General features: G+C 56.6%; 11 protein-coding genes. 3 read left to right on the top strand and 8 right to left on the bottom strand.

Annotated features, from left to right (window positions below; translation table 11 throughout):
* The first annotated feature begins 125 nt into the window (after window positions 1-125).
* Window positions 126-566: a VOC family protein gene (locus ACT3TF_RS10030; RefSeq protein WP_441671776.1), complete on the top strand. Its 441-nt coding sequence runs from the start codon at window positions 126-128 to the stop codon at window positions 564-566.
* A gap of 52 nt (window positions 567-618) precedes the next feature.
* Window positions 619-1,080, top strand: a complete 462-nt coding sequence (locus tag ACT3TF_RS10025; protein ID WP_235041276.1) for an META domain-containing protein — start codon at window positions 619-621, stop codon at window positions 1,078-1,080.
* A gap of 13 nt (window positions 1,081-1,093) precedes the next feature.
* Here the strand turns inward: ACT3TF_RS10025 and ACT3TF_RS10020 are convergent, their stop codons facing one another.
* From ACT3TF_RS10020 to ACT3TF_RS09985, 8 genes are all read right to left on the bottom strand, one after another.
* On the bottom strand, window positions 1,094-2,224 hold the full coding sequence (locus ACT3TF_RS10020; protein WP_444672159.1) for an FAD-dependent oxidoreductase: 1,131 nt from the start codon (window positions 2,222-2,224) through the stop codon (window positions 1,094-1,096).
* Entirely contained in the window at window positions 2,221-4,365 is a 2,145-nt protein-coding gene (locus ACT3TF_RS10015) for an FAD-dependent oxidoreductase (protein WP_444672158.1), read from the bottom strand. Before ACT3TF_RS10015 ends, ACT3TF_RS10020 begins: the two co-directional genes overlap by 4 nt.
* A gap of 119 nt (window positions 4,366-4,484) precedes the next feature.
* The gene (locus tag ACT3TF_RS10010; RefSeq protein WP_444672157.1) at window positions 4,485-5,120 is read right to left on the bottom strand and encodes a TIGR04282 family arsenosugar biosynthesis glycosyltransferase; all 636 of its coding nucleotides are present in this window, start codon (window positions 5,118-5,120) and stop codon (window positions 4,485-4,487) included.
* The gene (locus ACT3TF_RS10005) at window positions 5,110-5,772 is read right to left on the bottom strand and encodes a TIGR04283 family arsenosugar biosynthesis glycosyltransferase (RefSeq protein WP_407647781.1); all 663 of its coding nucleotides are present in this window, start codon (window positions 5,770-5,772) and stop codon (window positions 5,110-5,112) included. Before ACT3TF_RS10005 ends, ACT3TF_RS10010 begins: the two co-directional genes overlap by 11 nt.
* A 25-nt stretch (window positions 5,773-5,797) precedes the next feature.
* Complete coding sequence (locus tag ACT3TF_RS10000; protein WP_444672156.1) at window positions 5,798-6,430, bottom strand: ATP-binding cassette domain-containing protein; 633 nt, start codon at window positions 6,428-6,430, stop codon at window positions 5,798-5,800.
* Complete coding sequence (locus ACT3TF_RS09995; protein ID WP_441683947.1) at window positions 6,427-8,106, bottom strand: ABC transporter permease; 1,680 nt, start codon at window positions 8,104-8,106, stop codon at window positions 6,427-6,429. The genes ACT3TF_RS10000 and ACT3TF_RS09995 overlap by 4 nt, the downstream gene beginning before the upstream one ends.
* Window positions 8,107-8,109: 3 nt before the next feature.
* Window positions 8,110-9,330, bottom strand: a complete 1,221-nt coding sequence (locus ACT3TF_RS09990; protein ID WP_444672155.1) for an ABC transporter substrate-binding protein — start codon at window positions 9,328-9,330, stop codon at window positions 8,110-8,112.
* Window positions 9,331-9,386: 56 nt separating this feature from the next.
* Window positions 9,387-10,430 (bottom strand): aminoglycoside phosphotransferase family protein, encoded by a 1,044-nt coding sequence (locus tag ACT3TF_RS09985; RefSeq protein ID WP_444672154.1) that lies wholly within the window; start codon window positions 10,428-10,430, stop codon window positions 9,387-9,389.
* A 135-nt stretch (window positions 10,431-10,565) separates the two neighbouring features.
* On the opposite strand from ACT3TF_RS09985, the gene ACT3TF_RS09980 reads away from it, so the two are divergent.
* Window positions 10,566-11,876: a serine hydrolase domain-containing protein gene (locus tag ACT3TF_RS09980; RefSeq protein WP_441683941.1), complete on the top strand. Its 1,311-nt coding sequence runs from the start codon at window positions 10,566-10,568 to the stop codon at window positions 11,874-11,876.
* Window positions 11,877-12,006 lie beyond the last annotated feature (130 nt).

Below are 12,006 nucleotides of genomic sequence, written 5' to 3'. Positions count from 1 at the left end.
TTCTCCATCGAGTAAACCCAGTTAAGATAAACGTTATGGTGTCATTGTACAGCGTTGCAATGTTTTGGTCTTATCGTCACGCTTTTGTAAAGCATGGCTAAGATGAATTATTCACAGGAGTCGTTATGCAATATCTTCATACCATGGCACGGGTTAGCGATTTAGACGCGTCACTACATTTTTACTGCGACCTGCTGGGGCTCAAGGAAGTGCGTCGCAAAGAAAATGAGAAAGGCCGCTTCACACTGATTTTCCTAGCGGCGCCAGCGGACGAGCAGCGTTCAGAGCGGCTGACGGCGCCTGAGCTAGAGCTGACCTACAACTGGGACCCAGAAGAGTATTCAGGCGGGCGCAATTTCGGCCATTTAGCCTATCGTGTCGATGACATTTACGCGCTTTGCCAATACCTGCAGGATAACGGCGTTACTATCAACCGCCCGCCTCGCGACGGCTATATGGCGTTTGTTAAATCGCCGGATGGTATTTCGGTGGAGCTGCTGCAGAAAGGCGATGCGTTAGCACCCCAAGAGCCCTGGGCCTCTATGGAAAATAGCGGTAGCTGGTAGTCAATCTGCTGATCGTCGTTAAGCTTAATCGCTAGAGAAGGAATGGATCATCATGACCATGAAAGGTTGGCGTTTACTGCCGCTGCTTGCTTCGGCTGCGCTGTTATTGAGTGCTTGTAGCAGCACCCCGGGGCCGAGCTCAGCAACCGGAGGCCAAATGAGCGGCTCCTCGCTCTCAGGCCCTATCGTTGAGCAGCGCTGGAATCTATTGCTGGTTGGCACTGACGAGCGGCTGTCCATGTCGGAAACGCCCTATTTCCAGATTGCAAAGGACGGCAAGGTCAGCGGTTATGATGGCTGCAACCGCTTTACCGGCGAAGTGACGCTCGGCGATAGCCAGCGCATAGCGTTTAGCGAATTAGCGACAACCCGCATGGCGTGCCCCCAAATGGCCGATGCAAAGCGGGTAACGGATATGATGGAAACGGCCTATCGTTATTTAATTGACCATGATCGGCTGGTCTTTTTTGGCCCGGATAGCCGAGTACTCGGCGGCTGGCGCGAAGGCAAGTAGGCTGTTCTGAGCACTACTTATTAGGCGGATTGAAGCGTGCGATAAAGCGCGCATCAATCCGCTTTTTCCATTTCCAAACCCATCGGCCTGAGATGCCAACGTCACCATGGCTGCCAATGGCCCGGCCATCGCCGGTGCCAATCAGTGCCAGGACGCGCTTCGGTGGCTGCCAGTTGGTCAGCGGCTCACCGTGGCAAGCGCGGCGAAGGTTCTCCGCCAGGAGGGGGCCCATGCGCACCGCGTAAACGCCGGCGTTAGGTAGTGCTGGCGTTAGCGCTGCACAGTCACCGGCGGCAAAAATCCCCGGCTGATCGCTGGCTTCTAGTGTGTTGTTTACCCGAATAAAGTTATATTTATCCAGCGGTAATGCCGACTCTGCCAGCCAGCGATGGCCGACGGCGCCGGTTGCCCATAGCACGATATCTGCGCGAATCAGCATGTTGCAGTGAGTTAATACACCGCCGTCAACCAACGCGACTCCGCGTATTTGCGTATGCACACTAATACCCGCGCGTGATAGCGCACGCTGGGTTAGGCCGCGAGGCAGACGTCCCGCGCCGGGCAAAAGCCGGTTGGATGCGCTGAGCAGATGCCCCCGCCAGTCAATATCTGCACGCTGGTGGCGTAGCTGCGCCATCACGCTCATCAGCGTTTCGCAGCCTGCCGCACCGCCGCCAATGCCGACAACGCGTTGAACGCCGCCGCTGGGCAGGTGCTGAATATGCGCCAGCAGGGCTTGCCAGCGTTCGTGTAGCGAGCTTAACGGGCGCATGGCCATCAGCTTGGGCAGCTGTTCGCCATGCTGCTGAGGTGGAACGAGAGTGGAGCCGATATTGAACGAGGCAATGTCAAAATCAATCCGGTCGCCGTTTGCCAGCGTTACGTAACGAGATAGCGTGTCGATGTGGCGAACGGAAGAAAGCAGCAGCCGTGCATTGGCGCGCTGGCACAGTGCCGCCACGTCGATCTGAGTCTCACGCAGCGTACATTCACCTGCTAGCCATGCCGGCACGCTACCTGAGTAAGCTGCTAAAGCACTGTCGCTGACAACGGTAATGGCAATGTTCGGGGCTGGCCGATTGGCAAACGCTTCCAGCACAAAGGCATGGGCATGGCCTGCGCCGATCAGCAGCAGCTGTTTCATTTTCCGTCACCGCGACGCCAGTTGAAGTAGCGTTTCAATAGCGCCAGCACCCGCTCGGGTTTATGCGCATTTTTCCATACGCCTGCCGTGGCCTTGGCCGCCTCACCTAATGTGGGATAGGGATGAATAGTGCCCAACAGCTTGTTAAGCCCCAGGCCATGCTTCATGGCGAGGGTAAACTCACCCAGCCACTCGCCAGCATTTTCAGCCACAATCGTCGCGCCGAGAATTTTATCTTTACCGGGTGCGGTGAGTACCTTGATAAAGCCTTGAGTGGCGCCTTCGGCAATGGCGCGGTCGCTCTCGCTCATCGCGTAGCGAGTCACTTCAAATGCAATACCCTTTGCTTCAGCTTCTTTCTCATTCAGCCCTACTCTGGCCACCTCAGGCTGAACGTAGGTGACGGCGGGCATAACGCGATAGTCCACCGCAAAGCTCTTGAATTCACCAAACAGTGCATTGACCGCTGCGTGCCATGCTTGATGTGACGCAGCGTGGGTGAGCTGGTAAGGCCCGGCTAAATCACCGCAGGCCCAGATATTAGGAAGCCGCGTTTGCAGCCGCTCGTTAAGCTCCAGCGTGCCCGCTTGAGTGGTAGTGATACCCAGCGCTTCTAACCCCAAGCCCTCAACGTTGGCTTGGCGTCCTGCACTCACTAATAGATAGTCAAAGGCGAGCAGCGTGCGTTCGCCTTGCTGCTCAACGACCAACTGGTAGCCAGCGGCATCATTCATCACTTCGAACGCCTTGGTATGGGACAACACCGTGACGCCTTCGCCAGCCAAGGTGTTTTCAATCAGTTCACCAACGTCATGGTCTTCACGCCCCAGCAGCTGGGCAGCTTCTTCTACCAGCGTGACGTGGCTGCCCAGGCGAGCAAAACTCTGGCTCAGCTCGCAGCCAATGGCACCACCCCCCAGTACAACTAGGCGCTTGGGTAGCTCCGTGAGCGACCAAAGGTTTTCTGAGGTTAAAACGGGGGCGCCCTCAATGCCCGGCAGGGCTGGAATACGTGGCCGTGCCCCGGTGGCCAACACGATATGGCGGGCAGTCAGCGTTTTATCGCCGACCTGGACTTCCCACGGCGAGAGGAGCGTGGCGTGATTTTCATGCACTTCCACGCCTAAGCTGCTGTAGCGCTCTACGCTGTCGTGGGGTTCGATATCACGAATTGCCTGATGAACGTGCCCCATCACCTTGGAAAAATCGATCTCGGGTTCGCTGGCGCTGACGCCAAAGCGTGACGCGGTGCGAATCTCATGGGCTGCGCGGGCGGCGCGTATCAGCGCTTTAGACGGTACGCAGCCAGTATTCAGACAATCGCCACCCATCTTATTTTTTTCCACTAGCGCCACTTTGGCGTTCACGGCGCTAGCGATGTAGCTGGTGACCAGCCCCGCTGAGCCTGCGCCAATCACCACAATGTCATAATCAAAGCGCTGGGGGCGGGTGAAGCCTTGGTAGGCCTTGCGTTGCTGCACTAATAGCACGATGCGCCGGGCAATCCAGGGGAAAATCGCCAGCAGCGCAAACGAGGCTAACAGCGTCGGGGAAACGATGCCGCCCAGGCTCTCAAGCTCACCCAGCTGGCCACCGGCATTGACGAAAACCGCCGTGCCCGGCAGCATCGCAAGCTGGCTCACCCAGTAAAACGTCACGGTTTTAATCCGCGTTAGCCCCATGACCAGGTTGATCATGAAAAATGGAAACACCGGCACAAGGCGTAGCATAAAAAGATAAAAAGCGCCGTCGCGCTCAACGCCGCGGTTTACCGCTTCAAACTGGCGCGGAAAGCGTTTTTCAATCGGTTGGCGAAATAAAAACCGTGAGAGTACGAAAGCTAACGTCGCACCCAGCGTGCTGGCAAACGAGATGATTAGCAGCCCCCAGCCCAAACCAAACAGCGCACCGCCAAGCAGTGTGAGCAGCGTGGCACCCGGTAGCGAAAGGGCGGTCATCACCACGTAGACGGCAAAAAAGAGTCCCGCCACCTGCCATGGATTTTGATTAAACGCCGCTTGAAAGTCGCTTTGGTACGCCTTAAGGGTTTCTAGCGTGAACCACTGGTGGGCACCGCTCAGAAAAAACACGCCAATGGCAATGACCAGTAGCGCGGCAAGAATCAAACGTTGTCGGGTCACGATAAGCTCCAGGGGCAGGGGGAGTGAGTAAGCATGCTGTGTTTAACTGCTTTTATATTGCGTTTAACTGCTTTTATATAAAGAGGGAGATTCACTCAGTGAGAACAGAATCCGTTTCCTTACACGGAAAGCGCTAACGCTTTCCAGCGCTGCCAATCTTCTGGACGGTCTACATCCCAGATGGTTGCCGGATAAGCGGCCTTCAGCCCCATCGCCTGAATACGCTGCTGGGTGGTTTTCAGCACGGTGTGGGTTCCCCAGGGGATGTCGGTAAAGAGTGCAGGGTAATCTTGCTGGGTGCCGACAAAACCGTAGCCGCCGTCTTCCGCGGGTAAAATAACCACATCGTAGCGGGCGAGCTGCTGTGCACAGGTGGTAATCAGCGCACTGGTAATACTGGGGCAATCACTGCCCATCAGCATGGCGGGCCCCGGCGTACTGTTGAGAGCCTGGCGAACCCGAGTGCCTAGATCGCCGTCCGGCTGAGGGCGTAACGCCAAGCCGTATTGATTGTGCAACTCAATAAATAGCGGGTGGGTGTGGTCAAGCGCCGTCCATAGCGTAATCTGCTCAGCGGGCAGTGCCCCGCAGGCGTTGGCAACACAGTGGCGCACCAGTTCAGCGTGTGCATTGGCCGCACCGCTTTCTCCCAGCAATGGTGCCAAGCGCGTTTTTGCCTGCCCAGCAAGCGGCGCTTTGGCCAGCAGGTGCAAATGAGGCAGCGGTTTGCGCTGAATAGGCATCTTAGCGGGCATCGCGATATTCCTTGGCAAGCTGAGTGGCGCTAACGCCGCGCCAGTAGCGATAGCGTAGCCGCCACATCAGGCAGATGGTTTTCAACGCGCCGTGCTGATCCCAGCGTCTGCCTGAGCTTATCACTTTTGCCGTTAGGCAGGCGGGAGGCGATGCGCGAGTGAGCCGCTTACACAGCTCAATATCTTCCATCAGCGGCTGCTCGGCAAAGCCGCCCATGGCTTGGAACGTGCTGGTGCGTACAAAGATGCCTTGATCGCCGGTCGCGATGCCGGTGAGCCGCGAGCGCTTATTCATCATCCAACTCACCACGGGTAGCCAGCCACTGTGGCCGTTAAGCTGAATATCAAAGCGGCCCCAGGCATGGGTTGTTAGCGCTTGGGCTATCTGCTCCATGGCGCCCTCGGGCAAGCGAGTATCAGCATGCAGAAACAATAGCGTAGGTGCACTCGCCTGCTGTGCGCCCACGTTCATTTGCGTCGCCCGGCCGGCCGGACTGTTGAGTAAATGGTCTGCCAGCGGCCTGGCGATATGAACGCTGTCATCGCTGCTCCCGCCATCAACTACGATGACCTCGATTTGCTGAGCCGCGTTCGGTGTGCGCAGTGGTTCCAACGCATTCTTAATGCTGGCGGCTTCGTTCAGCACCGGCATTATGATGCTGAGCCGAGGCAGTTGTTTAGCCAAGCTCAATGACCGGCCCTCCTGCAGCGTCGGCATCAGCGCGGTCGTGGGTAACCAGCAGTGTAGGCAGGCCAGCCTCGCGCAGCTGGCCAAATACCAGCGAGCGCGTCTCCTGACGTAGTGCCGTATCCAATTTTGAAAACGGCTCATCCAACAGTACTGCCTGCGGCTTCGAAAGCAGCAGGCGCATTAAGGCTACCCGTGCTTTCTGGCCACCGGAAAGGGTGGCGGGATCGCGCTTTTCAAAGCCTGCCAGACCTACCTGTTCAAGGGCATGCGAGATTTTCCGGTGTTTATCGTTACTCTGACGAGGTAGCCCAAAGCGTAGGTTGCCGCCGACGCTCAGGTGTGGAAACAGCAGTGGATCTTGAAACAGTAGCCCGATACCACGCTTCTCGGCGGGCAGTGTGTCCAGGCGCTGTTCATCCAGGTAGAGCTGGCCCAAGGCCGTGAAGGCGGGTGACAAAAAGCCCGCCAGATAAGCCAGCAGGGTGGACTTGCCCGAGCCGGAAGGGCCCATCACGGTCAATACGTCGCCCGGTGGTATCACACGGTCGATAGCGAGCAGCATCTCGCTCTCTAGCGAGATAGTCAGTTGCTTGATGTGAAGCCTGGGATTGGCGTTCATACCACTCCTTGCATAGTGCGCCGTTTCGCCCACACCCATCGCGGGATCAATAAAGCGAGGCTAAAACCGATAAAGGGCAGCAGCGCTTGCAGTAAGGCAAGCACCGCGATGAGGCGCCGATTGCCCCCAGAAGCCATGGCTACCGCTTCGGTAGTAATCGTAGGAATACGCCCGCCGCCCAGCAACAGCGTGGGTAAATACTGGCTGATACTGACCGCTAAGCTGACCGCGCAGGCAGTGAGCAACGGGGCCAATAGCAGCGGCAGGCGCACCTGCCAGAACGCACGCCATGGCCCTACTCCAAGGGAATGAGCGACCTGTACCCAGCGCGGGTCAAGACGCCGATACGCTTCAGAGAGCGATAAGTAAAGATAAGGCGCCACAAACAGTAAATGCGCCACAATCACTAATGCTAACTGGGGGCGAATACGCATACTCTCCGCCGCGACGACTAAGCCAAATAGAAAGGCGACCTGGGGAACGATAAGAGGTAAATACAGCAGCCACTGGGAGCGGCTAACCGGCAAGTGGTGACGCACAGCGTTCTCAAGCGTTGCCACGACCAGTACGCCAGCAATGAGCGTTGAGGCAAGTCCCACGCTTAGCGTATTCATCAGTGGTGTTATCACACTCGGCAAAATGCGTTGCCAGTGATCCAGCGTGAAAGTGCCAGGGAAAGCATCAGGAAAGCGCCAAAAACCGGCGAGCGAAAATACGACCAACCCTCCTATCGCGCTGATGACCAGCAGCGTTGTCGTTGTTAACAGCATCCGGCCGCTAATGGCGATAGTTGTAGAGCCAGCTTTCCTGGCACCATTCACGAGCCAGTAATGGCTGAATCGCCTTACGCACTGTTCGCCCAGCCACCAGGTTAATAGCGCCGCCAGAGTGACCCCAAGTTGCAATACCGCCCCTGCAGAGGCCATATAGCGTCGATCCAAATTCGGATCATTGAACCAGCTAAGAATCGACACGCTAAGGGTTGGCGGCAGTGTGGGGCCGAGAATGAGCGCCATATCGACAACCGACGTGGCATAGGCGATCACTGCATACACCGGCAGCCGAATCAGCGGGTAAAGTGAGGGCAGCACGGTTTTTAACCAGGCAATCGTGGGCGTATAGCCCAGAGAGCGCGCCATCATTAAGCGCTTTTCTGTGCCTAGCTGGGGGAGGGCTGCAAGGCACATCAAGAGTAAAAAAGGCACTTCTTTAAGCATCAGCCCGGCCATCAATGAGAGCCCCCAAGGATCATTGACGATCAACACATCCGGTGGGCGTTCCCAGCCGGTCAACCCAGGCGATATCCATCGTACAAACAGCCCGGAAGGAGCGATAAGAAACGCTAAACCAAACGCCACTGCCGCATGAGGAATCGCTAGTAGCGGCGAGACCAGTCGTCGAATGCTGCGGTCTAACCAAGTGCCACGGTTGGCCGCCAGGAACAGTACCACGACACTAAGCGCTACCAGGGTGGTGATCAGCCCACTCGCATAGCTCAGCAGTATTGAGCGGTGAAGCCCTGGGTACGCCCAAAGAGTCCGCCAGGCATCAAAGTGAAAGGTTTCACCGCCCAGTACCGGCAAATAGCCAAACGCCGGAAGGATGATCATCGCAAGGCCCGCCGCTAACGGCACCACCAGCGCGCTTATCAAGACCCAGGGCGCCAGAAAAAGCATGGCTTAGTTCACGTAGCGTTGTTGCCACGCGTCAGCGAGGGCATCCACCCAGCTGGGATGCGGCTGGCCGAGCACTTCACCAAGCTCGCTAGGCGGGAGTGTGGCAATGCCTAGGTCAATATCATCAAACAGTGCGCGCTCTTCGTCAGTGAGCTGCTCCATCGCTAATACAGTGCCACTGCCCCACACTTCAGGATCGTGTTTTTCCGCCTGAGCCTCGGGGGACATCAGGTAGTTGGCCACCACCATGGCTCCCGCCTTGTGCTCGGCGTTATAAGGAATTGCCATAAAGCTCATATTGCCGATCATGCCGCTGTCGTGAACATAGCTGCGTACCGTTTCGGGAAGCTCATAGTTGGCGATAGCGCCCGATGCTTCCGTGGCGCTGAACGAAAGGGCAATGCCAATTTCGCTGTCGCCCATTAAGCCGCGTAAATCGGCGCTATTAGAGGGGAAGGCCCTGCCCGAACGCCATAACTGTGGATGAAGCTCGTCTAGATACGCCCAAAGAGGTGCGGTGGCCTGGTCAAAGTCGTCTGTTTGCATCGGTTCATAGAACAGATCTGTGTTGTCGACTAGCTCCAGCAGGGCCTGGGTAATAAACGCATTGCCCAGGAAGTTAGGCACCTGTGGGTAGGTAAACTCTCCAGGGTGTTGCTTAGCCCAGTCCAGAAGCTCTGGCATGTTGTGAGGGTGGTCTTCTACCAGCGCTGTATCGTAATAAAACACTACCTGGGAGCTGCTCCAGGGGGACTCTAGCCCGTCGACGGGAATCGTCCAGTCGTAACGCACGGCAGGCGTATTGTCTGGGTCGGTAAGCGGGTAGTGGGGCAGTGAGTCCGCCCAAGGCCCGAACAGTAGGTCGCTGCTTTTCATCGCGGCAAAGTTCTCGCCGTTAATCCAGATCATATCGACGCTGCCTGCGTCGTCATTGCCCGCCTGTTTCTCTGCTAAAACCCGTGACACCGATTCTGACGTATCGCCTAGCTTGACGTGAACTAGGTCGATGCCATAAAGCTCGTCAACTTGCTGTGCCACCCACTCGATATACGCATTGGTACGTGCTTCGCCGCCCCAGGCATTCCAATACACGGTTTGGCCTTCAGCTTGCGCCGTTACGCTTTGCCAATCGTTGGGATCGGGGTTGTTGGCCATGGCAGTAACAGCCATGGGCATCATCGCTATGGCAATAGTGGCACGAAAGGAATTACGGTTCATCGGCATCGCACACCTCGTGGGGACTGATATTTTAGGATTGGCAATAGAAAAAGCGTAAAGCGCTACAGGGAGGCCTGTAAGCACTGCAGCTCGCTGTGAACATGGTCAATAATGGGTAAGGATAGATAATGCTCAACGCGATCACGGACGTGCTCAATGACGGCCGCATCGGTGAGTTCCGCCGACCAGTCTTCACCGCGCTGTTGGGCATCCTTGGCGTTTAAGTGCTGGGCTCGCCATTTGGTGCACCATGTCAGCGACCAGAGCCAGGTGGCGCGACGACAAGCGACCAAGGTCTCTGCACTGGGTGTTTCGCCCATGGCGGTTTGCCAGCGGCGGTAAAACGTAATCACCTCGCCCAGCGACAGTACCGCTTGGCTATTGATATCCCACGTAGTCGAGGTATAAAGCGAGGTATGCGCAAGATCAATGCCCGGTAAACCATAGCGGCACTTTTCCAAATCCACTAAGACAGCGCGGCCATCGTCACGGATTAAAAAGTTGCCAGGGTGAGTATCAAAGCTAATGAGCGTAGGCGTGGCATCGCGCAAGCGGGGCGAGAGCATATCCAGTTCTTGCTGAATGCGTTGCGTGACTTTGCTTGAAAGCTGGGCATCACTCAGCCAGTTAGCCTGCTGGCGCACTTCAGTGACCATTGCTTGCCACGGGTCGTCAGGCGCAAGCAGCGGTTTTCGCGCCGCGAGACTGGGCAGCGGTTGGCGATGCAGGTTCGCCAAGGCATCCGCAATGGCGGGTAGATCATCCGGCAGTTGGGCTAAGCGACCACGGATAGCCTCGACCAATAGCCCGCCGCGTGGCAGGGTATCGCTGGGTGGCAAGGTGCCATAAAACCTTGGCATATGACCACCTGGGCTAGCGCGCTGATAACAGGCGGCTTGGTAGGCCAGGTTTTCTTGTGGTGGCAGGTTCATTTGGCTCTGCTTTGGCAGTCGTGCCACCCAGTCGTCACCATCGCTGCGGTGAACCCATACGTGATCGTGAGCAAGCCCGGTATCCGCCATCGGCGATAGCTCGCGGTACGAAATCCCTGCCCGCTTAAGTTCGCTTGCCAGCGCCTCTAGTCGCGCCTCGATAGGTGTCGGCATAAAGCAGTCCGTGTCGTTGCTGAATCAGCGATGCTAGTAAGTCAGAGTTTTGAGACTAACCTTACACGGTTGGTAAGAAAAAGTAGTTAAGCTGCGATAGCAGGACGCAAAATACAACATGCTAGGAGAACCGAGATGCTGAATATCACATGGGTACAGCTCACGCCCATTAATCGTAGTTGCCGAAATGCTCTGCAAGAAAGGGCGATAGAACGTCGGAAACGCTGGTGCATGCTGGGTGTTTTGCCGATCTGCCTGCTACTTTCCAACGGCGCGATTGGCGCTGAGTATCGTCACGCCGAAGAGCCCATTGGCGACGTGGAAGACGTCTACAGTGGCCACTTAACGCCGGATATGGCCGTCAATACGTTTCGTAATATCGATCGATTGTTTCCTTCGCGGACCATTGCCGCTGGAGAGTCTCCTCGCCCTTTGCCGACCTCTGATGCTTCTTTGGAGGGACTCTCCGTTGAGAGCGATGATAAAACGTATGATCTCTATGACTACCTGGCGTTGAACAGCGTTGCAGGTCTGTTGGTCATGAAAGATGGCGACGTCGTTTATGAGACTTACCAGCGGGGTAACGATGAGAATACGCGTTGGATGTCGATGTCTGTGGCCAAGTCTATCTCCTCAACGCTTGCGGGCATGGCAATCAAGGATGGCCTGATCGAGAGCCTCGATGCCCAGGTGGTGGACTACGTGCCAGCACTTGAAGGCAGTGCCTATGACGGCGTCAGTCTGCGCGACATCCTTATGATGTCATCGGGGGTCGCCTGGAACGAGACCTATACCGATGTGAGTTCGGACCGCCGGGAATTGTTGCGTGCCCAGATCGCCCAGACCCCGGGTGGCGCCATGGAGGTAATGTCAGAGCTGCCACGAGCCGCTGAGCCCGGCACGATCAACAACTACAGCACTGGTGAAACGCAGATTCTTGCCGAGTTTATCCGCGGCGCTATCGACAGGCCCTTGGCGGAATACCTTTCGGAGAAACTGTGGCAGCCCTACGGCATGCAAAGTGATGCGACCTGGTGGCTTGAGTCGCCGGATGGTGTAGAAATTGGCGGCAGCGGTATTGGTGCGACGCTTCGTGACTATGCCCGCTTCGGTCAGTTTATTCTCGACGACGGTGTCATCGATGGCGAGAGCTTACTGCCTGAGGGGTGGGTGGAGGAGGCGTCTACGCCCAAAACATTGGAAGGCGGCGATGACTTAGACTACGGCTACATGTGGTGGACCGGCTGGACTCCGCAGTCTCGAGAAGACCAGGCATTTTCTGCGGTGGGCATTCAAGGCCAGTACGTCTACATCAATCCGGCCCACAATATAGTCATCGCCCAGAACGCCGCCGAGCCCAAACCCGTGGGTAAAGAGGTCGTTGACCCCATGGTGTTTTTCGACGCTATCGTTGAGCACTTGGATGACCAGCAAGAAACACCGTAAGCAACTCAGTGCTAAAGTAACTCAGTACTAAAGTAACTCAGTACTAAAGCCAAAAAAGCGGCGCGCCCATTCAAAGAGGGCGCGCCGTTTTCAATACTAGGCTTAGCGTTTTCAGCGCGCCCGAATAGCC

The organism is Halomonas sp. AOP25-F1-15 (genome assembly GCF_052378675.1).
GTDB lineage: Bacteria > Pseudomonadota > Gammaproteobacteria > Pseudomonadales > Halomonadaceae > Vreelandella > Vreelandella casei.
This window is presented reverse-complemented; position numbering and strand designations above follow the sequence as displayed.